This is a genomic window from Azomonas macrocytogenes (assembly GCF_014191985.1).
GTDB lineage: Bacteria > Pseudomonadota > Gammaproteobacteria > Pseudomonadales > Pseudomonadaceae > Azomonas > Azomonas macrocytogenes.
This window is the reverse complement of the sequence record NZ_JACHXI010000020.1, coordinates 1-22,347: the sequence shown is the minus strand read 5'-3', so window position 1 is coordinate 22,347 and position 22,347 is coordinate 1. Positions and strand designations below refer to the sequence as shown.

Here is a 22,347-nt window from a genome sequence, read left to right as displayed (position 1 = left end):
CGACCTCGAAGAAGGTCGAGAACTCACGTGAAACGAGCTTCCAGCCCTTGCCGGACAGCGGGCCAGTCATGATCAGTGATGCTATAGAGCAAGGTATCATCCAGGCGGCCACCTCCCAGGCGCCGATGATTGCGCAATCTACCCTCCGGCGAGGCGCCCAGCTTTTCTATCGCCTTTTGGGCTCGCAGGTTGCTCGCGGCCGTCTTCAGTTGTACGCGAACCAGCTTCCAATTGCCGAATGCATGGCAAAGCATAAGATACTTGATCGTTGTATTGAGCCCGCTACCGTGCTGCTCGCTTTCCAGCCAGCTCCAACCAAGTTCGGCGGCAGGCAGATAGGCCTGGAAATCACTGAAACGAGTTGTCCCGACGATACGGTCGGCCAGGCGTATGGAAAAGATCAGGCTTTGCCCTGCTGCCTGTTCGTTCAATCCACGACGATACCAATCCGGTCGTAGCGGGCCGTTCATATAAACCAGCGATTCGTGGTTACGCTGTGCCAGATCGACCAGACAAGGGATATCTGCCTCGACCAACGGCTGCAGACGCAATGCGCCTCGCTGCAAGATGATCGGTGCTGGTCTGAACATAATGTTTCTCCTGCGATGCCGCCTTCCTTCGGTAGATCCGTAAGACGAACGGGACTTGATCGATGCCAGTGACTTGCAACGGCTTGGCGCAAGTGCAAAGACACCACATGAGACAATGGTCGCAAGTTTCGCATACGCTTATTTTAACTGCGAAACTACACACGCTTAGAGGCTCGATTCGGATAGCCGGTTACTGTTCGAATGTGCCCGGTCATGCGCTATCAGCTTCAGCGAGAGCGAACACTCTGACAAGATATAAACCAGCCTCGACCCGCCGGTATCGACACCAGGCCAAGGCAAGCCATTTTGCTGTTTCGGAGTTCGCATGACGTTGTCCAATGGGGTGATTGCCATGGTCGCCCTGATCTACATGGCCATTCTTTTCTCTCTTGCCTTTTATGGCGACCGACGCGGCCAGGCGATACCACCTCGTGTGCGGGCCTTAGTCTACAGCCTGTCCCTGGCCGTGTACTGCACAAGCTGGACCTTCTTTGGCACAGTAGGCCAGGCGGCAGTGGAGCTATGGTCGTTCTTACCCATCTATCTCGGCCCTGTCCTGCTTTTGTTGTTCGCACCGCATGTCCTGCAAAAGGTATTGGCGATCAGCAAGCAGGAGAACATTACGTCGATTGCCGACTTCATCGCCTCGCGCTATGGGAAATCGCAATTTCTGGCAGTGGTCGTGACCATGATCTGTCTGGTTGCAGTACTACCTTATATAGCACTGCAATTGAAAGGCATCGTCATCGGCGTCAATTTGCTCAGCGGTAGCGATACCGACGTGGTCACACCCCAGGCCCTGGATACGGCATTGATCGTTTCGGTTGTGCTGGCCCTGTTCATCATTTTGTTCGGCACCCGCAACCTCGATGTCACCGAGCATCATCGCGGTATGGTTCTGGCCATCGCCTTCGAATCACTAGTCAAGCTGCTGGCTTTCATTACCATCGGTGCCTATGTCACGTTCGGCTTGTTCGATGGTGCCGATGATTTATGGAGCCAGGCACAAGCCAGCACCAAACTGACCGACTATTGGCAAAAAACCATAAGTTGGCCGATGATGCTGATCCATACCAGCGTTGCACTCATGGCCATCATCTGCCTACCGCGGCAATTCCATGTGGCGGTGGTGGAAAACACCAATCCACGCGACTTCCGTACGGCTCGCTGGGTCTTTCCGCTCTATCTCGTGCTTGCCGCAGCATTCGTGGTACCGATCGCCCTTGCCGGAAAACTACTGCTTCCTGGATCGGTCTCGCCAGATTCCTACCTGATCAGCCTGCCCTTGGCGCAGGAGCGTCCGTGGCTGGCTCTCATGGCTTTCGTCGGTGGCGCTTCGGCAGCAACAGGCATGGTGATCGTAGGAAGCGTGGCATTATCGACCATGGTCTCCAACGATATTCTCCTGCCCTGGCTGCTGCGCCGCCAGAAGACCGAACGCCCTTTCGAAGCCTTTCGCTACTGGATGCTGTCGGTACGCCGGATCAGTATTGTCGCGGTATTGCTGATGGCTTATGTCAGCTATCGACTTCTCGGTTCGACATCCAGCCTGGCGACCATCGGTCAGATCGCTTTCACGGCGGTGGCTCAGCTGGCACCGGCAATGATCGGCGCCCTCTATTGGAAACAGGCCAACCGTCGCGGCGTGCTTGCCGGACTGGCTACCGGTGCCTTGATCTGGTTCTACACCTTGATCATTCCACTGCTGGGTTGGCCGCTGGATCATTTTCCAGGCCTCCAATGGCTACAAAGCAACCCGACCGGGCTCGGTATCGATCCACTGACCCAAGGTATGGTTCTTTCCCTCGTCGGTAATTCCACCCTCTTCTTCTGGGTATCGGTCATGACCCGCTCGCGGTTTTCGGAGCACTGGCAAGCCAGCCGCTTCGTGGGGCAGCAGATCAACCCGCAACCCGGTGTAAGACGGCTATTGGCAGTGCAGGTCGAAGATTTGCTGAGCCTGGCTTCCCGCTTCGTCGGTGCCGAGCGCGCCCAACAGAGCTTCCAGCATTTCGCCCGCCGTACCGGCCAGCCACTGTCGCTCAAGCAGCCGGCCGATACGCGCTGGATCGCCCACACCGAACGCTTGCTGGCCGGCGTGTTGGGCGCTTCATCGACCCGGGCAGTGGTCAAGGCCGTACTGGAAGGCCGGGACATGGAGGTCGAGGATGTCGTGCGCATCGTCGGCGAAGCTTCGGAAGTCCTAGAATTCAACCGAGCCCTGTTGCAAGGCGCGATCGAAAACATCACCCACGGCATCAGCGTAGTCGATCAATCGCAGCGTCTGGTTGCCTGGAACCGGCGCTATCTGGAAATCTTCGAATATCCGGAAGGGATGGTTTATATCGGCCGGCCGATCGCCGACATCATTCGCTTCAACGCCGAGCGCGGCCTGTGCGGCCCTGGCGATGCGGATGGCCACGTTGCCAAACGCCTGTTCTGGATGCGCCAAGGCACACCGCATACCTCCGAACGGCTATTTCCCAATGGCCGGGTCGTGGAGCTGATCGGCAACCCCATGCCGGGGGGCGGCTTCGTCATGAGCTTCAGCGACATCACGGCTTTTCGCCAGGCGGAAAAAGCCCTCAAGGAAGCCAACGAAAGCCTGGAACATCGCGTACAGGAACGTACCCGCGAGCTATCTGAACTGAATAAAGCCCTGACCGCAGCCAAAAGTGTCGCCGAAGCCGCCAATGCATCCAAAACCCGTTTTCTGGCCGCAGTCAGCCATGACCTGATGCAGCCGCTCAATGCCGCACGCCTGTTCTCGGCTTCGCTTGCCCACCAGCAGGAGGCCTTGCCCCATGAAACACAGGAGCTGATACGTCACCTGGACAGTTCGCTGCGTTCTGCCGAAGACCTCATCAGTGACCTGCTGGATATCTCGCGTCTGGAAAGCGGTCGCATTACGCCGGACTGCAATACCTTTCCGCTGGCCTCATTATTTGACACGCTAGGAGCAGAATTCACTGTGCTGGCCCAGGAATACGGTACGCAATTCCAGGTTCACGGCAGCAAGCAGCGTATCAGCAGCGATATAAAACTGCTCCGACGTGTCCTGCAGAATTTCCTGACCAACGCCTTGCGCTACGCCAAGGGGCGAGTGGTACTCGGCGTACGGCGCCACGGCAGATTCTTGCGTCTGGAAGTCTGGGACCGTGGTCCTGGTATTCCCCAGGACAAACTCAGCGTGATCTTCCAGGAGTTCAAGCGCCTGGATAGCCATCAGACGCGCGCTGAAAAAGGCCTGGGGCTTGGCCTGGCGATCGCCGAAGGATTATGCCGAGTCCTCGGCCATCCACTGAGCGTACGCTCCTGGGTCGGTAAAGGCAGTGTATTCAGCGTTACCGTACCGCTGGCGCGCGACATCATCCCTCCTCGGGTTCCCAGCGCTTATAGCGACGCGCAGCCGCAAATATTGAACGGCATGCAAGTGCTGTGCATCGACAACGAGGACAGCATTCTGACCGGGATGCACAGCCTGTTGTCACGCTGGGGCTGCCAGGTATGGACAGCTCGCCACCGCAAAGGCTGCGAACAGTTACTGGATGAAGGCATTCGCCCGCAATTGGTGCTGGTCGATTACCACCTGGATGAGGGTGAAACCGGAACCTCATTGATGGCCTGGTTGCGTACCTACCTGGGCGAACCGATCCCCGGCGTGATTATCAGTGCTGATGCCAGGCCGGAACTGGTTGCTAGCATTCATGCTGCCGGGCTGGGCTACCTATCGAAGCCGGTCAAGCCAGCCATTTTGCGCGCGTTGATAAGTCGACATCTGGCGCTTGCCTGAATCATCCGCCAAGCGATTACAGAATACGGCAACACCTCATCGAAGCGATCAGGTGTTGCCGGCTTTTTGGGTAGAAGTCAGGCAGAAAGCTCGATCAGCAGCTTGTTCAAGCGCTGTACATAACTTGCCGGATCCTTGAGAGTGTCACCGGCAGCCAGGGCTGCCTGATCGAAAAGGATACGAGACAGATCGGCAAAGCGATCTTCATCCGGCTCGGCATCGAGTTTTTCAATCAGCGGATGCTGAGGATTGATCTCGAAAATCGGCTTGGAATCTGGAACCTTCTGGCCGCTGGCTTCAAGAATCTGGCGCATCTGCATCCCCAGATCCTGCTCGCCGATGGCAAGAATCGCAGGTGAATCGGTCAATCGATGGGATACCCGGACTTCCGCCACCTGCTCTTCCAGAACGTTTTTGAGACGCTCGACCAATCCTTCCCGGGTCTTGGCTACCTCTTCCTGGGCCTTCTTGTCTTCTTCTGTATCCAGTTGACCAAGGTCCAGATCACCGCGCGTGACATCGACAAAATGTTTGCCATCGAACTCGCTGAGATAGCTCATCAACCATTCATCGATCCGGTCGGTCAGCAGCAGCACTTCGATGCCTTTCTTGCGGAAGACTTCCAGGTGCGGGCTGTTCTTGACCTGGGCAAAGGAGTCTCCGGTCAGGAAGTAGAGCTTGTCCTGCCCTTCCTTCATGCGACCGATATAGTCAGCAAGCCCGACACTCTGCTCGCCGGAAGCATCGTGCGTGGAAGAGAAGCGCAGCAGACTGGCGATTTTTTCGCGATTGGCAAAATCTTCTGCCGGTCCTTCTTTCAGTACTTGGCCGAAGTTTTTCCAAAAGCCCTTGTACTGCTCCGGCTCGTTCTTGGCCAATTTTTCCAGCATATCCAGCACACGCTTGGTCAACGCCGAACGCATAGAATCGATGACCGGATCTTTCTGCAGGATTTCCCTTGAGACGTTGAGCGATAGATCGTTGGAATCGACTACCCCCTTGATAAAACGCAAGTACAATGGCAGGAATTGTTCAGCTTGATCCATGATGAAGACACGCTGGACATACAGCTTGAGTCCCTTGGGTGCTTCACGGTGATACAGGTCGAAGGGCGCTCGGGCAGGAACATACAGCAGCGAGGTGTACTCCAGTTTGCCCTCGACCTTGTTATGGCTCCAGGTCAGTGGATCTTCGAAATCATGCGCTGTGTGCTTGTAGAATTCCCGGTACTCATCATCACTCACATCAGTACGCGGACGCGTCCAGAGCGCGCTGGCTCGGTTGACGGTCTCCCACTCCGGTTCGGCAGACTGATCCTTTTCCTCCTCGCCGTGATGCTCCTTGGGTAGCTCGATCGGCAAGGCAATATGGTCAGAGTATTTCTTGATGATGTTGCGCAAACGCCAGCCATCGGCGAACTCTTCTTCACCTTTCTTGAGATGCAGAACGATACGGGTGCCGCGTTCAGGCTTGTCGATCGATGCAACGTCGAAATTACCTTCACCCTTCGAGGACCAATGCACGCCCTCGCCGGCAGCCAGACCGGCTCGACGGGTATATACATCCACCTGATCGGCAACGATGAACGCCGAATAGAAGCCCACCCCGAACTGACCGATCAGGTGTGAATCCTTTCTCTGATCACCACTCAAATTCTTCAGAAAATCGGCCGTCCCGGACTTGGCGATAGTACCGAGGTGCGCAATCACGTCGTCGCGGCTCATGCCGATGCCATTGTCTTCGAGCGTGACGGTATTGGCGTCTTTATCGAAGCTGAGGCGTATCTTGAGTTCGGTATCGCTCTCGAGAAGCTCTGGCTTGGCCAGACTTTCAAAGCGCAACTTATCAGCCGCATCGGAAGCATTGGAGATCAGCTCGCGAAGGAAAATTTCCTTGTTGGAATACAGCGAGTGAATCATCAGATGCAGCAACTGCTTCACTTCGGTCTGGAAGCCCAGGGTTTCTTTTTGAGTTTCCACACTCATGGTAATCAGACTCCATATCGTTAATGGCAGAGGCCGCTTTGGCGGCGGTTCCAGCGAAATGGGGATCCGATACCAGATTTCAAGAGCGACAGATACACATTAGGCGCAAGACAAGGGGTCGTCTCAGAAAACGGATCGCAAAGTACGCTAAGCCGGTTGCAGCGGCCGTAGCGGCCTGAACTTACCAACGCCGATCTTGGCGCTGTTACGCCAGAGGTAATCCTCGCTCAGGTTGATGTGCTCCCAGCCCAGCGGTGACAGGTACTACAACAGGGTGTCATCGGCGGTTTGGCTGTGGTTGCGCAAGGCGTGGGTAGCTCGCTCCAGGTAGACCGTGTTCCACAGCACGATGGCGGCCGTCACCAGGTTGAGGCCGCTGGCCCGGTAGCGCTGCTGCTCGAAACTGCGGTCGCGGATTTCGCCCTGGCGGTTGAAGAACACCTCGCGAGCCAGGGCGTTGCGCGCACCGCGAGCATCACACCGGGATAACGCATGTAGTAGAGCTGCACAGCGAAGCCTAGCCGGTTGGCGGGGCCTCGTCGTTGCCGGATGATGGAGAGGTCGGTTTCGCTAAACGTGTAATGACGGATCAACTCGTCCTTGGTGTCCGGCAACGCTAGCAGGCTTTCGCGCTCGGTGACGGACAGGATCGAACGGCGGGGCATGCAGTCTCCTTCTTCTTGAAAGCGTAGGTTTACGACAAGCCCGCCAAGACCTCCGGCACGGCACGGGAAATCAAGGCATTGCCATTCTCGAAAATGTTTCTTGAAACACTATTCTCGATAACCTAGCATCTCAACGGGTTTCGATAACGGAAAGATGCCCATGCGCCCCTCGCTCGTGCTTGAGCTCAAGCGAAGTGCCGTCCGCGAAGCGGCGAGCCGCTTCCGGGTGGCCAACCCGCGCGTCTTCGGTTCGGTGCTGCATGGCACCGACCGGGACGGTAGCGATCTCGACCTGCTGGTCGATGCGCTGCCCGGCGCGACGCTGTTCGACTTGGGCGGCCTGCAAGACGAGCTGGAATCGCTGCTCGGCGTCCACGTCGATCTGCTCACTCCCGCCGACCTGCCAGCGAAGTTCCGGGCCAAGATACTCGCGGAGGCTCGGCCGGTATGAGCGAGAACCGTCTGCCTGACTACCTTGACCATATGCAGCAGGCCGCAACCGATGCGTGCAGCCCCCTGACAGGATCGCCGCCTGTCTGCCCGACCCAGTGCTGACCATCGAGGCATGGGGTCAGTCCTGAATGTGTGAGGGAGCACCGAATCATGAGCCGTAGCCGACGCAAAACGCCTATCGTGGGCCACACGACTTGCCGCAGCGAGCGCGAGGACAAGAAGCTCTGGCATCAGCGCTGGCGAACCCGTGAGCGCACTGCGCTGGCCAGTACATCGCCGGACACTTTGGACGCCCATCTGACCCTGCTGGAAAACCAGGTCAGCAATGTCTGGTCGATGGGCAAGGACGGCCGCTCCTACTGGCCCCTCAAGCGTCAGGTCGCAACGGAGGATCGCATCGCCAACCGCAAGGGATGCAACCCGCAAGAGCGCGCTTCCCTGAAAAAGCGCCTGCTACGCAAGTGGATGAGCAAATGAGCACGTCCAGCATCGAGGCGCTGGCCAGCGCCTGGTCACAGATCGCCGAGGAAGCCCTGCAGGAAGCCGACGATCCCAACGCCCGGTCATACAGGCACGAAGAAGTCATGCGAGCGATGCAGGCACACATCGACCGGGCGAGAGACAAGCCATGTTGATCGGCTATGCGCGCGTCTCGACGCAGGACCAGAACCTCGAGTTGCAGCGCGAAGCTCTGACCAGGACCGGATGCCAGAAGGTTTTCGAGGATAAGGTGAGCGGCACGCGGGCCGATCGCCCCGGCCTGGCCAGGGCGCTGGAGATGCTGCGCGAAGGCGATACCCTGGTGGTCTGGAAGCTAGATCGACTGGGCCGCAGCGTCAAGCAACTGGTCGATCTGGTTGGCGAGTTGCACAAGCAAGGCGTGCAGTTCAGGAGCCTGACCGACGCCATCGACACCGGCACGCCATCAGGCCGGTTCTTCTTCCACGTCATGGCCAACCTCGCCGAAATGGAGCGCGAGCTGACCGTCGAGCGCACCCGCGCCGGGCTGGAAGTCGCCCGGCAGCTCGGCCGCAAAGGCGGCCGCAAGCCCAAGATGACCGACAGCAAGATCGAGTCGGCCAAGAAGCTGCTGGCCAGCGGCGTCCCACCCAAGGACGTGGCCAAGAACCTAGGTGTGTCCATTCCTACGCTGTACCGCTGGATACCGGCCTCAGCGCACGCTTAGCGTACTTTGCGATCCGTTTTCTGAGACGACCCCGACAAGCACAGATCCTGCACTGGAACACCGAGGGACGGGTCACGCTGATGCTCATGCGCCATCAACGCTCGACCAGCAACCCGAGCCGTGAACTACGCCATCACAACAAAGAAGATGGACCTGGCGCCAAATAGCGTCCATACCAAGGCCGACGCGATACACGCTTGGATAAGCGATCTGCCTCTTCCTCTTCGCTAAAAACGAGGCGCAAGGCTAGCTTCATGGTTTCAAGATCAAGCATGCCGATGTCCGAACCGCCTCCATTGCTATGCAACCAGGCGCCACATCCTTCTTTCGCCGGACCGATCCATGGCTCGGCAAGCTTCACCCATGGCCCGGGGGCGAACCAAGGTACGCCGTTCACCACGGCTCGCTTGACCTCGCCGGGATGCGCTTGCTCATGGGCAAGAAACCAGTCTTCGATACGATCATCGATCCAACCATGAAACCGCCAAAACACCGGATTGACATGCGAGGAAAACGCATCGCCGAGATAGTCATTCTCCGCACGGAACCAGCGCTCGGAAAAATCCGTCATGCTGCGAGAGCCAGGCATCGGCAAGCCGCTGGTAGGATCGCGACCAATCGAAGCCCAGCACATATGCAGCCAGTCATGGATGCCCAGCTCAATATGGGAACCCAACTCCGCCAGGCACAATGTGCTGAGATATTGAGGGTCCTGGTATTGCGCTTCCCATAACTGAAAATTGCCGTAAAATCCTTCGCTGCTTTTCACATCGAACAGCCATTTATTGAACGCGTCATCACCGGGAATTTCCCAGGTAGGCGGTACGGAATAACCATTAGCGTTTTCCACGTAGCGGACAAACGCGTCCACGCCATGACCGATATAAGGCCGCGGCGCCGGCAAGCTGGTCCACGAAGGCAAATCCTGCAAGCTTCGCGCGCGCTGAATCATGTCGCGATGCATGAACAGAAAATCTTCGCCGGAACCATTTTTATGCCGATGTTTGCCCCGTGCATCACGTTCATGCTTGACCGGCCCCGGCTGCCATCCAAGCCCGCGTAATGCCTGGCGTCGCTCGTCGCTAAGACGATGCCACTTGTCCCGTGAGGCATGCCAGAGCTGGTGATACAAACGTTGTCCTGGTGAAATCAGCCAGCGATGCAGTTCAGGTGCGTAGGTAAGCTGCTCGCGGGCTTCTATAAAAGGAAGGCGGTTAGCTACAAACGTAGCCTGAGCCGCAGAAAACCCTGGCTGCACACCCAGACGGTGTAGACGACCATTTAGCGTTGCGCCACCACCTCCGTTGCTCCAGCCTCCCCATAGGTGATCCACAGTTGCAGTGCACTCATAAGCGTTGCCTTGCCGGTCAGATAATTTCCAACGCAATTGCGGCAGTTTGCTGGCTACTACCTCGCCATATACATTAAACAATGTTTGCTCTTTGAAAGGACGTTGCCCCAAACGTCCGGTCAATGATCGCCCTCCTGGGCCAATATCCAATAGCAGCTCAGCTCTTTCATTTGGAATTTCCGGAAAATCTGCCGCCCCCTCCAACAGACGAAAATCCCAGATGCCGATAAGACGTCCTGCCAACAACGAGTCATTTAATGGAGGAGGTGAAACGGAAGGCTCGTCAGAAGCCAACTCTTTTTCCTCCGCTTCCAGTACCTGTTGCCGAACGTAGAGACCTGCAGGTATCCCCGCGACTCCCGCTATCGCCAAACCAGTTACAAACCCTCGTCGAGAAAACTTCATCTGCGCTGCATGCCGTCCTTACGCTCGATAGTCCTACGAGCCTTGCAGCAAGAACGAAGGGTCTTCAGCCGAATTTAAGGTATCTAAATTCTTTCTAGACAGGTTCGTTATCCCAAAGTGCCGGCATTAACCAGCCTGTTTATCCATGCTTCGAGAGCACCATGGCCATACTTCACGTGACTCGTAAAAGATTCGTTTTGTTTCTGCTCATCCTTGCAGGTGCCGCTTTTCTGGTTTGGTGGTTTTTTTTTAAAACCAGTCACCCTTATCCATTGAGTGTCATGCGCAGAGCCAATGAGCTACAGGAACAAATCATCAGTTTGGATGGGCATCTTGATGTTGCTCTGAATTTCGGTAGCGAGGGCCAGGAAGTCAATCGTGACGGCGATACGCAATTCGATTTGGTCAAGGCTGCGCGAGGCCGCCTGAGCGGTGCGGCCTTGACGATTTGGTCTTGGCCAGAGTTCTGGAACGGTGAAGGCCCCCCCCGTCGTCCCACATCAAACTCTCTTGAAGCCATACGTAACGAGCTTGAGGTGCGCTATCGAATAATTACCGGCATCGCCCGGGATTATCCTAATCAGGCTGGCATTGCCTATACCCCAGACGATCTTCGCCGCCTGGTCCATGAAGGCAAATTCGCCATCATCATCAGCATGCTCAACGCTTATCCCCTAGGTGATGATTTGTCCAAGCTCGATGAATGGGCAGCCCGAGGCGTACGTATTTTTGGTCCTGGCTATGTGGCCAATAACAGTTGGACCGATTCCGCTCGTCCACTGCCTTTTCTGGGCGATACCCCAGATGCACTGGGCGGATTGTCCGAGCTGGGCAGACAAGCTGTTCACAAACTGAATGAGCTGGGTGTAGTGATTGATGTCTCGCAGATGTCCAGCAACGCCATCCAGCAAGTTACCGAACTGACTTCCGCCCCGGTAATCGCCTCGCACACTGGCGTACGGGGCCTGATGGATATTCGTCGCAATCTGAGTGATGAGGATCTGCAACGGATCAAGAACACCGGCGGGATCGTGAACATCGTTGGCTACTCCAATTACCTCAAGCCATTTTCCCGAAAAACCATCGAGAAAATGAACGAATTGCGAGCCCGATTCGATCTGCCGGATATCCAAAATATGACGCAGATGGGCACGACGACCGATCCAGTGTTTTCCATCTGGTCCGAGGAAAAATTCGGCGAATTCATCGCTCCTTTCTATGAAGTTCTGGGACAGGAACCACCAGCCACTTTGGAGCAGTACGTCGATTCGATCGACTATGCCGTCAAGAAGATCGGTATCAATCACGTTGGCATCAGCTCGGACTTCAACGACGGCGGAGGTGTGAACGATTGGGAAAACGTCGGCGACACTCGCAACGTGACCGCTGCACTCATTCAGCGCGGTTATTCGAATGAGGACATTGCCAAGCTTTGGGGAGGCAACTTTCTGCGCGTATGGGAGCAAGTGCAGAACCAAGCCAAACCTTCTTCCTGATTTTTCTCACTATCCATCAATGAGATACCTATGAGCGATCGCCGAACATTTCTCAAACAAGCCGGAATATTTACCGCCAGTCTTCCGCTCACTAGCCTGGCCGCTGCTCCGGCTACCACCCAGACATCCCGGACAACAGACAATAAATGGGTAAAGCTGCGCGACCTTTTTCAACTGGATTGGAGCTATGCACACTTCGCCAACTTCCTCATCACCTCACATCCCAAACCGGTACGCGATGCTATCGAAAGCTATCGGGCTCAGTTGGATACCAATCCCGGGCTGGTAATGGATTATGAGCGGCAAACCGTCTGGAACCTCGATGACGAAGTACGCAGCTGGGCTGGGCGCTATCTGGACGTCAAACCCGGTCAGATAGCCCTGACCGGCAGCACCACACAAGGGCTTTCGCTTGTTTATACGGGAATTCATATCAAGCAAGGCCAGGAAATCCTGACCAGTACTCACGAACACTCATCTGCCTATGAAGCGATGGAATTCCGGACCCAGAGCGATGGCACTCAGGTTCGTAAAATCCCCCTGTTCAAAAATGCATATCAGGTCTCGGCAGATGAAGTATTGGACGATATCAAACGCAACATCCGTCCCAATACCCGCGTGCTTGGCCTTACTTGGGTGCATTCAAGCAGTGGTGTCAAGCTGCCCATTGGCGAGATCGGCCAACTCGTACGCGAATTGAATCGCAACCGGGATGCCGATGATCGCATTCTATTCTGCGTCGACGGGGTACATGGTTTTGGCATCGAAAATGCCACCTTCGCCGACTTCAACTGCGACTTCTTTATTTCTGGCACTCATAAATGGCTGTTCGGAGCGCGCGGCACTGGAATCATTTGCGCGGCTTCAGAAGAAATGAAGGATATCAGCCCGACCTTCGCAACCTTCTCTCCGGGCAACAACTTTGCCGGACTCATGAGCCCGGGTGGCTATCACGCCTTTGAACATCGCTGGGCGGTCAGCAAGGCATTTGAGCTGCATTTACAACTGGGCAAGGGTGACGTTCAAGAGCGCATTCATAGCCTTAATAGTTATTGCAAACAGCGTCTTCAAGAGTTGAAGAATATTGAACTGGTAACTCCTCTGAGTCCGGAACTGTCTTCAGGCTTCACCTTCTTCAGAGTCAAAGATGTAGACCAAGAAGAAGTGGGAGCCTACCTCGTCGATAATAAAATCATTGCCGATGCTGTCTTGCGCGATGCCGGACAAGTTACCCGGATGGCCCCGAGTTTGTTGAACAACGAAGCGGAAGTCGACCGTGTCATCGACCTGTTAGCCAGAAAATACAAGCCAACAAGCTGATTGGGCAAGAAGGCTCAATAAACCGTGCCTTCGGGAAACGTACTTTCATAATGGAAAATCACATGCGCCATATTTTTCATTTTTTCGCTATCGTTTGGCTCGGTTCAATATTGATAAGCGTTGCCCAAGCAGATGAACAGCATAAGCCCGGCAGCACTTTCAAGGATTGTAAAAACTGCCCGGAAATGGTCGTGTTGCCTGCGGGCTCATTCATTATGGGAACTCCCGACGATGAAATAGGTAGGCAGGAAGACGAAGGCCCGCTGCATTCCGTTTCCTTCGCCAAACCTTTTGCCATCAGTAAATTCCACATTACCGCTGGCGAATGGGAAGCTTATGCAAAAGCGACCGGTATCAAGCTCAAAAATGGTGATACTCGACCAGGGCGTGAATGTATCGCTGGCAAACCTCGTTATCCGCAAACTCCACGCCAGCCGGCGGTCTGCATCGATTATTACGATGTAAAAGCTTACATCGACTGGCTTTCAAAACAGACAGGCAAACACTACCGCATGCTCAGCGAAGCGGAACGTGAATATGCTGCCAGAGCTGGAAGCCAGGGACCCTACCCTTTCCCGTTTGATGAACCGGGCAAGTACAGCATCGCCAAGCATGCCAACACCTATGGCCCTACCGATGGCTTCAGCTATACCGCGCCGGTCGGCAGCTTTTCGCCTAACGACTTCGGCGTTTACGACATGCATGGCAATGTCTACGAATGGGTCGCCGATTGCTGGCATGACAATTACCTCAACGCACCGACTGATGGCAGCGCCTGGATGGAAGAAAAGTGCGAGTTCTATCAGATCCGCGGTAACGATTGGATCGAACCACCAATATTTTCCCGCTCAGGTAATCGTAATCATCGCGAGCCAGACATCCGTGGCGATTGGCTGAGTTTTCGTGTGACACGGGATTTGTGAAAACCCTTGCAAGCATGATTTATCAACAACCCAAGGCTTAAATCCATCGGAACGAAACCATGACAGATCTTCTTTTCATGTTGAGCGAATTAATCATTTGAATTTTTCTTGGCGCAACTCGTTTAGTTTCTATAGCACTAGAGTTGTATAAATTATTTCAATGAGGATCAAGCGGAATGAAAATACAGGAAAGTAATGGATTACCTCCTTTTGCCAAAGCTTTACTTGTACATCGACTTTTCCAGTCCAAGGTTTCAGCAGCATTTGGAATGGCGTTCATATTTCCATTTGCAATACAAGTTCAGGCCCAAGAAGTCAATTTCAATATTCCTGCCCAACCACTATCTAGCGCCCTTCAAGCGTTCGGTTCCCAAGCTGGCATGCAGGTGCTTTTTAATTCAGAAAAAATTAAAAATCAACGTAGCAACAATATAAAAGGTGCTCTAAATCCTACGACTGCCTTAGAGCAATTATTAATGGGCACGGGAATTAGCTATAACCTTGAAGGTAATACCATTACGATTTTAGATTCGCGAGAAGCATCCGGCTCAATGAGTTTGGATGCAATGACGATAGTAGATAACCAGCTCGGCACCATCACCGAGAACACCAAATCCTATACACCCGGCACAATTGCTACCGCCACCCGCTTGGTGCTCACCCCACGCGAAACCCCTCAGACCGTCACCGTCATCACTCGCCAGCACATGGATGACTTCAACCTGACCAATATGGACAAGGTGATGGATCATACGCCAGGTATTACTCGCTCTACCTACGATAGTGATCGCTCGGAATATTACGCACGTGGTTTCCCCATCACCAACTATCAGTACGACGGCATCCCCATCCAGCGCAATGCCCAATACTCCTCCGGTAATACCCTGAGTGACATGATCGTCTATGACCGGGTCGAAATCATCAAGGGCGCCAGTGGCCTGACGACCGGTGCCGGTACTCCCGGGGCCACGCTAAATTTGATACGCAAGAAACCCACCGCCTACCTTTCCGGGCATGTCACTGCCGAGGTCGGCTCGTGGGACAATTACCGTTCCGAATTCGATATTGGCAACGCACTGAACGAGTCAGGGACTATTCGTGGCCGGCTAGCCGCTTCCATCCAGGACAAGCAATGGTTTCAGGATCACTACAAACGCTTGAACAAGGCCTATTACGGCATTCTGGAAATGGACCTGTCGCCCAATACACTCTGGACAGTGGGGTTCGACTCCAACAAAACCACGCCGACCGGCTCCAGCTGGGGTGGAGTTCCCCTCTATGACAGTGCCAACAAGCGGGTGCATGTATCGCGCTCGTACAACCCCGGCGCGGACTGGAGCTCTTACGAACAATACAGCCGCTCAGCCTTCACTCAATTGGATCATCATTTCGACAATGGCTGGGTCAGCCGAGCCTATTACACCTTTCAGGTTAATGGTTACGACGCCCAGCTCGGCTCGTTGCTTTACGGACCAGATGCCGAAACCCGTGAAGCTCAGTTGGCTGGCGGTCTCTACCGTGGCAAGACCAAGAGCCATGCAGTGGAGCTCTATGCCAGCGGTCCTTTCGAACTATTTGGACGTGAGCACGAACTGGTCATCGGTGCCAGTGCCTACCGCAATCATTGGAAAGGAGGTAATCACCACCCGTTTTCAGCCACAGCAGATGATTTTTATGACTGGAGTGGCGATATTCAGAAACCAGAAGCTGGCACAGTGACTCGTCGATTTGACCAGCTTACGAATCAACGAGCCCTCTATGCCACGGTACGTTTCAAGCCTACCGATGATCTGGCGCTGATTCTCGGTGGACGGGTCACCAACTACCACATGACACGCGATTACAACTCACGCTCTACGGGTGAGGTGACGCCGTTTGCCGGTGTGGTCTATGACCTTAACGACAACTATTCTCTTTATGCCAGCTATACGAAGATATTTTTACCCTCGAACAGCCGAGATGAAAACGATCAGCTGCTTTCCCCTAATAAAGGCAACAGCTACGAAGGTGGTATCAAAGGCGAATGGTTCAACGGTCGCCTGAATGCCAGCTTGGCCTATTTCGAGATTCGCGAAGATAACCGTGCGGTTGAAGTAGGCTGGAATTACGCTACCTACACCGGGATTTATAAAGGGATGAAAGCCAAAACCAAAGGTTTTGAAGCCGAAATATCCGGCGAGTTGATACCAGGTTGGAACATTCAAGCCGGCTATACTCATAAGATTATCCGACAGGACAACAATAATAATAAACTTTCGACTGAAGAACCGGAGGATCTATTCAAACTTTATACGACATACCGTCTTCCGGGCAGCTTGAACAAACTTACCATTGGCGGAGGTGCCAACTTTCAAGGTAAGACTTGGAATAAAAATGTCTATGATTACGATTACAACCCAGCGATCAATCGCCAAGGTTCCTACTGGTTATTCAATCTAATGGGTAAGTATCAAGTAACCGATAAGTTATCCGCAACGCTAAATATCAATAATTTATTTGATCGATACTATTATACCAATATTGGTCAATATAGCACTCGAGCTTACGGAGAACCCCGTAACATGATGCTCACTACACGCTGGGATTTTTAGGAGCATTTAATAAATCCTAGAAAACCCATATATTTAAACAATGCAAATCTACCTGTTTTCAACACAACTTAAAGGCAAGTAGATTTGCTTAATTGCAAAATATAAAATAGATATTTTCTCTATTTTTAGCAACTCGATAAAATGTTAACCAAAGGTTAAAATTCCACCAAAACACAAGCCATTAAAATAAATTAATAAACTTATGAAAATATTTTATAGGCGACACTCATGACATCAAATTTAAAAAATACATTCCCACTACCCAACGGCCAGTATTTAAATGTTGACGAAACCAATACCTGGTTAAATTTTAGTCTCGATAATACACCACTTGTAGAGCTTAACAAAAAACAAACCAGTAATACATTGACTATTTTTCCCCAAAAATGGACTTTTAAATACCGAAATCAAGCGATACAGCTAGCTAACTATTGGTTATTCACACGATATTTAAGCTACTCAAGAATCATATGGAAATCTCAAGATACTCTTGAAAGCTGTGATTCTTTATTTTTTTGCGATAAAACTAAAACCTATTATTGTGATCGTGATCAATTTTGGCAACTGCCGAATCTATGGTTAGTCAAGCCAACTGTTCCTTACCCACACCAAATGCAAATGAGTGGAGAGAAGCGTCATCCACGTCGCCCCTCAAAACCCAAAGGTGAAGTATACCGACGTTTCGACAATCACTTAAATACCTGGATATCCATACGAACCTTAGATATTAACAGCGATTTAGCACTTTTCAATTGCTGGCAGAACCTACCACGAGTTTCGAAGTTTTGGCAGGAAAGTGGTGATTTAGAACGGCATCGAAAATATTTACAGAAGTTAAAAGATGATCCCCATACGCTTACCTTGATAGGCTGCTTTAACGACGAGCCTTTTGCATACTTTGAAGCTTATTGGGCCAAAGAAGATCGTATATCCCCATACTATGATGTATCCGATTATGATCGTGGTATTCATATGCTGGTTGGAGAAGATCACCACCGCGGACCACATAAAGTAACAAGTTGGTTATCGGGACTCGCTCATTATTTATTCTTAGATGACCCACGAACTCAACGAATTGTGGCAGAACCACGTGCAGATAATGAGCGGATGATCAATTATATGATCAAAAATCGGTTTCATTGTTGCCGCGAATTTGACTTCCCCCATAAACGAGCGGCACTTATGCTTATGAGTCGTGAATCCTTTTTCGATCATTGTAACCTAGCTTAATTGCAAAATACTTTCACCTAAGTATTCGGGGTGTGCCTGGTCGGGTGATCGACGCAGCAGGCGGGGCTGGCTTGTGGTCTACGCCGCCCCCCCACAGTTTCGGCGGTAGCGGCGCCTTGCCTTCCAACGTCAGCACCAATCCTTAATAGTAGCCACGAAGTCCGTTGCACTGGTCGGCATGATCCATGTGTCTCGCACAGCCAGATAATTTTTAAAGCGCTCTTTCATTATGACGATAAACTGGGCCAGAAAACTATCTAATTATGCCTCTGTTTCCTTGATACAGTAAGACTACTATATGAATTGTGAAAAATAAAAGCTAAAGACTGAATAAAAAAGGATTCTATTCAGTCCCCGCTTGATAACTTATTCCAGACAAACAGTAATTGCAGACATCGAAACAGGGTCCAATAAATCTACAAGCTCATCAAGTAAGCTGTTTTTGTACATCAATTCAAAATGTCCGCCTTGCACTGTATGATCCATAACTCGATACGGAATCTGCACTGAAGAAATATTATTTTCTTTAGTAACTTCAGGGTTCCACCAGCAATGTATCGCTACTTGAGGTATAGCTGGAGCTTTTGCTTCGAAAGCCAGCTGTTTGAGATGATTACCAACCGTAAAAATATGCGTCAACTCTACAGTGCTAAGCACAGCCGACGCATCATTCGCAATAAAATTTGGTAAAGCCAGCGCAGCCTCAATGATTCGTTTAACGACCTTGTTGTCATAACTTTGCATCTCCAAGCCAGAAAGCAATGAGCTTACTTCTTCCAAGGGAAGCTTCAGTACAAAAGCAAGATAGTAGGACAGATCATCCCGCCAGTCACTAGGCGCAGAGCCTCCAACAATAAAGCTATCTACCAACCCGGCAAAGACTACCTGTTCGCCTTGAGATTCCAATTCATAGGCTACTAACAACGCAAGAGTTCCACCCAAGGACCAGCCAAGTAGATAATAGGGTCCTTCAACCTGAATTTGCCGAATACGCTGAGCATAGTCTTTAGCCATTTGTTCGAGCGATATATCTTGCCAAGCAGAATCAAATAACATTCGACACTGGATACCATAGACCGTACGCCGTCTGTTAAGACGTCGAGCGAGAGGTTCATAATCAAATACAGTACCGAAACCTCCATGTAAACAAAATAACGGTGGAGAGTCCTCAATTAGCGTATTCAATAGCAGCAATGAGTCTGGAATGTGTTGTATAGAAGTATTCTCCATAAAACCACTCAGCTCCCTAATATAGGGTTTCTGCATCAAATCTCGCAACTTTAGATCTAGCCCCAATTCAGGGCAGGTGCGAACTTTAGATATCACTTTTAATACCTGTAACGAATCCCCTCCTAATTCGAAGAAATTATCATCAATGCCTATACGGGATATTCCAAGGACCTCCGCCCAGATTGCGGCCAATGCCTCTTCTAGCTTATTGCGTGGAGCGCGATAAATTTTGGTAGTCCAATCTGGCTCAGGTAGGGCTCGCCGATCTATCTTTCCGCTTGTTGTAAGCGGCAGGCTATCTAACTGGATGATTCTGGTCGGAACCATATAATCGGGAAGCTGCATTCGCAATGCAGCACTCAAAGCTTGTTCCGATCCACGCTCTAACATACCCGTTACATAGGCAATCAAATATTTGCCAATAGCATTTTCATGCACAGTAACGACAGCTTCCTTTATACGTGGCAAAGTGCGTAGGTGAGACTCGATCTCACCCAATTCAATACGAAAACCGCGAATTTTAACCTGCTGATCGAGACGCCCAAGATAATCGATCAAACCATCTTGCCGTTGCCGAACGATATCGCCAGTTCGGTAAAGTCGACCGCCGTCCACAGTAAAAGGATTGGGAACAAAGCACCCAGCGGTTAATGCCGGACGAAGTAGATAACCACGCGCCAAACATTCTCCGCCAATAAATAACTCTCCAGCTATGCCCACAGGAAGGAGATTTAGATCGTTATCAAGTATGAATACCTCACGCTTAGCAACAGCATGACCAATTGGTGCATAGGGTGCAGCACAGTGTTCACTCGCCGCAGCCCGCCAGAGCAACGGAGTCACTACAGTTTCGGTCGGACCATAACCATTTATCAGCCACTGTGGCTTGAGAGTTCTCTTGACTCGCTCGAAGCTAGCCTCGGATACCGCTTCACCACCGAAACAATAGGTATGAACTATTGGAGGCGTCGCTAAAAGTTCAGCCGCCTCGGCCAGTTGCATTAAATATGCAGGCGGAAAGCAGGCGACATTGATTTGATGGTTCCGTAATACCTCTAGGGTCTGTTCCGCAGTCCATAGGCCTTCATCGCGGATGACCAAGCGTCCTCCAGACATCAGTACACTCAACCAGCGCTCCTGAGCACCATCGAAGGCAAAAGACATGAAGTGGAACTCACGAGAATTTTCTCCCAGCTCATATAGGTCAATAATACCTTGACAATGCTGGGCTATTGCCCCGTGAGCAACCGCTACTCCTTTTGGCAACCCGGTAGAACCGGATGTATAGATCAGATAGGCCAAATTTTCTGTATGTAAATATGCCGGAGTGACTATCGTCGATGAATCCAAAATCGGAAGATCATCTATATTCAGGCAGATTAAGTTATCAACAATGGCTAACTGTTGGTTTATCCGGCTATTGGTTAACAGCAAGGCCATTTGCGAATCGGCCATCTGGTAGGCCAACCGTTCTGCAGGGTAAGAAATATCCAGTGGAACAAACACACCTCCTGCCTTGAGAATAGCTAAAAGAGCTAGTGGTAGTTCGACTGAGCGGGGTAACGCGACTCCAACTCGAACTTCAGGACCTACTCCCTTCTGTATCAAGCAGTTAGCTAGATGATTAGCGCGCCGCTCCAATTCTGCATAGTTGAGGCATTGTTCCCCACAAATCAACGCAGGAGCATTAGGACGGGCCATCGCTTGACGGGCGATCACCTCATGAACAAACTTCACTGGAGCGCCTGGACGAATGTCAAGATTTTGCGGCGGAAGAAAATTCGAGGAAACAGGTAAGATGCCAAGGTTTCCAATTGGACACAAAGCATCTTGAATTAGAGTAGCCAGCAGAATATTAAAATAATCCCGAATTCGTTCCGCTCCAGTATCAGAAAAAGCCTGACGTAAATAAACGAATTCGATGGTCAACGTCTCGTCAAGATTAACGCCAAGACCCATAGCAAAGTTAGTGACATCATGAGAGAACGTAGTACCAAAATTCAACTCGTCATTGCCAAGAAGTTGTAGGCGCTGATCCAGCGGATAATTTTCAAAAACCAGGATACTGTCGAAAATAGGTTGACCACTTTGTCCAGCCCAACGCTGTATATCTTGCAATGGAGCATGCTCGTATTCTCGAGCATACAAGTTATATTGCTGTAGTTCACGTAACCAGTCACCAACAGTCTTCTGTGAATCTATTTGCTGAATTATCGGCAAAGTATTAATGAATAGCCCGAGAAGGTTTTCAACTCCAGCCAAACCAAGTGGCCGTCCAGCAACAGTAGCACCAAAAGTAACGATCGATTGGCCAGTATACTTCTGTAGCAACAGTAGCCAAGTTGCCTGAATCAAGGTATTGACGGTAACTCGCTGGGTTAGAGCGAACCTCTTGAGCGCACTGGTTCTTTCCTTATCACAACGCAAATAGTATTCAGCATGACCACTTCGGCCTTTCTCAGAAACGGGAACTACACAAGTAGCCAGGCAAGTTGGCTCATTAAGCAGGAGCAACTTACTTTTCCAAAAGTGCTCTAACTTCTTTTTATCCTGACATTTCAACCAAGCGATATAATCACGGTAACTCCTGTCTGTCGAAAGCACCGAGTCTCCGAAATATAGGGCTAAAACCTCTCCCATTAATTGAGAGCGACTCCAACCATCCATTAATATATGATGACTGGTCCAAATCAGCTGATAATGATTTTCAGCTAGACAGACCAGTAGAACACGTTGTAATGGAGGAGAAGTCAAATCGAATCCCAACTTACACTCATCCAAAGCCAATTCTCTCAATTGCTGCTCGCCAATCTCACGATCACGCCAATCTATTATGCGAATCGGAAACTCGACGGAGCGCATTACAAACTGGAGAGGCTCATGAAAATCGCTTTGCCAAACAAAGCCAGTTCGCAAAATATCATGGCGCGCTACCGCTGCTTGCCAAGCCAACCGAAAACGATTTACATTGAGTCCCACTACAGAGACATTCAATTGATTGATATACAACCCTGATTCTGTGCTTTCGACAGAATGGAACAGCATGCCCTGCTGCATCGGCGAGAGCGGGTAGATATCGCTGATCTGGGCGGACGGGATGTTCGCGGTCAACTGGTCCAGCTGTGCCTG

Annotated in this window: 15 protein-coding genes and 1 pseudogene; 10 read left to right on the top strand and 6 right to left on the bottom strand. The window is 51.8% G+C overall.

Annotation, left to right across the window (positions count from 1 at the left end; all coding sequences use genetic code 11):
- Nucleotides 1-23: 23 nt before the first annotated feature.
- Nucleotides 24-590, bottom strand: coding sequence for a GNAT family N-acetyltransferase (locus FHR87_RS15625; protein WP_183167649.1), 567 nt, complete (start codon nt 588-590; stop codon nt 24-26).
- 325 nt (nt 591-915) lie between these two features.
- Between FHR87_RS15625 and FHR87_RS15620 the strand changes: the two genes are divergently transcribed.
- Nucleotides 916-4,383 carry a PAS domain-containing hybrid sensor histidine kinase/response regulator gene (locus FHR87_RS15620; RefSeq protein WP_183167648.1) on the top strand — a complete coding sequence of 1,156 codons (3,468 nt, stop codon included), beginning with the start codon at nt 916-918 and terminating at the stop codon, nt 4,381-4,383.
- Between the two features lie 77 nt (nt 4,384-4,460).
- Here FHR87_RS15620 and htpG read toward each other — a convergent pair whose 3' ends face one another.
- The 3 genes and pseudogenes from htpG to FHR87_RS19675 all read right to left on the bottom strand — a co-directional run bounded on the left by htpG (nt 4,461) and on the right by FHR87_RS19675 (nt 7,033).
- On the bottom strand, nt 4,461-6,368 hold the full coding sequence (gene htpG / locus FHR87_RS15615) for a molecular chaperone HtpG (protein WP_183167647.1): 1,908 nt from the start codon (nt 6,366-6,368) through the stop codon (nt 4,461-4,463).
- Between the two features lie 147 nt (nt 6,369-6,515).
- A pseudogene (locus tag FHR87_RS15610) lies at nt 6,516-6,833 on the bottom strand (Tn3 family transposase); the annotation flags it as partial.
- Nucleotides 6,728-7,033, bottom strand: coding sequence for a DUF4158 domain-containing protein (locus FHR87_RS19675; RefSeq protein ID WP_420826748.1), 306 nt, complete (start codon nt 7,031-7,033; stop codon nt 6,728-6,730). The pseudogene FHR87_RS15610 and the gene FHR87_RS19675, both read right to left, overlap by 106 nt.
- A 160-nt stretch (nt 7,034-7,193) precedes the next feature.
- On the opposite strand from FHR87_RS19675, the gene FHR87_RS15605 reads away from it, so the two are divergent.
- The 4 genes from FHR87_RS15605 (at nt 7,194) to FHR87_RS15590 (ending at nt 8,672) form a co-directional block, all read left to right on the top strand.
- Nucleotides 7,194-7,484, top strand: a complete 291-nt coding sequence (locus FHR87_RS15605; protein ID WP_183167646.1) for a nucleotidyltransferase family protein — start codon at nt 7,194-7,196, stop codon at nt 7,482-7,484.
- A gap of 152 nt (nt 7,485-7,636) precedes the next feature.
- On the top strand, nt 7,637-7,963 hold the full coding sequence (locus FHR87_RS15600; RefSeq protein WP_183167645.1) for a hypothetical protein: 327 nt from the start codon (nt 7,637-7,639) through the stop codon (nt 7,961-7,963).
- Nucleotides 7,960-8,121 carry a hypothetical protein gene (locus tag FHR87_RS15595; RefSeq protein ID WP_183167644.1) on the top strand — a complete coding sequence of 54 codons (162 nt, stop codon included), beginning with the start codon at nt 7,960-7,962 and terminating at the stop codon, nt 8,119-8,121. The genes FHR87_RS15600 and FHR87_RS15595 overlap by 4 nt, the downstream gene beginning before the upstream one ends.
- Nucleotides 8,115-8,672: a recombinase family protein gene (locus FHR87_RS15590; protein WP_183167643.1), complete on the top strand. Its 558-nt coding sequence runs from the start codon at nt 8,115-8,117 to the stop codon at nt 8,670-8,672. The genes FHR87_RS15595 and FHR87_RS15590 overlap by 7 nt, the downstream gene beginning before the upstream one ends.
- A 133-nt stretch (nt 8,673-8,805) precedes the next feature.
- Here FHR87_RS15590 and pvdP read toward each other — a convergent pair whose 3' ends face one another.
- Nucleotides 8,806-10,428 carry a pyoverdine maturation tyrosinase PvdP gene (gene pvdP, locus FHR87_RS15585; RefSeq protein WP_183167642.1) on the bottom strand — a complete coding sequence of 541 codons (1,623 nt, stop codon included), beginning with the start codon at nt 10,426-10,428 and terminating at the stop codon, nt 8,806-8,808.
- 161 nt (nt 10,429-10,589) lie between these two features.
- On the opposite strand from pvdP, the gene FHR87_RS15580 reads away from it, so the two are divergent.
- The 5 genes from FHR87_RS15580 (at nt 10,590) to FHR87_RS15560 (ending at nt 17,988) form a co-directional block, all read left to right on the top strand.
- Nucleotides 10,590-11,924, top strand: a complete 1,335-nt coding sequence (locus FHR87_RS15580) for a dipeptidase (protein ID WP_246336062.1) — start codon at nt 10,590-10,592, stop codon at nt 11,922-11,924.
- Nucleotides 11,925-11,954: 30 nt separating this feature from the next.
- Nucleotides 11,955-13,244, top strand: a complete 1,290-nt coding sequence (gene pvdN / locus FHR87_RS15575; protein ID WP_183167640.1) for a pyoverdine-tailoring periplasmic protein PvdN — start codon at nt 11,955-11,957, stop codon at nt 13,242-13,244.
- 50 nt (nt 13,245-13,294) lie between these two features.
- The gene (pvdO, locus tag FHR87_RS15570; protein ID WP_246336061.1) at nt 13,295-14,167 is read left to right on the top strand and encodes a dihydropyoverdine dehydrogenase; all 873 of its coding nucleotides are present in this window, start codon (nt 13,295-13,297) and stop codon (nt 14,165-14,167) included.
- A gap of 176 nt (nt 14,168-14,343) precedes the next feature.
- On the top strand, nt 14,344-16,758 hold the full coding sequence (locus FHR87_RS15565) for a TonB-dependent siderophore receptor (protein ID WP_221189879.1): 2,415 nt from the start codon (nt 14,344-14,346) through the stop codon (nt 16,756-16,758).
- Between the two features lie 228 nt (nt 16,759-16,986).
- The gene (locus FHR87_RS15560; protein ID WP_183167639.1) at nt 16,987-17,988 is read left to right on the top strand and encodes a GNAT family N-acetyltransferase; all 1,002 of its coding nucleotides are present in this window, start codon (nt 16,987-16,989) and stop codon (nt 17,986-17,988) included.
- Between the two features lie 366 nt (nt 17,989-18,354).
- Here FHR87_RS15560 and FHR87_RS15555 read toward each other — a convergent pair whose 3' ends face one another.
- Nucleotides 18,355-22,329, bottom strand: coding sequence for an amino acid adenylation domain-containing protein (locus FHR87_RS15555; protein WP_275944087.1), 3,975 nt, complete (start codon nt 22,327-22,329; stop codon nt 18,355-18,357).
- Nucleotides 22,330-22,347: the final 18 nt, after the last annotated feature.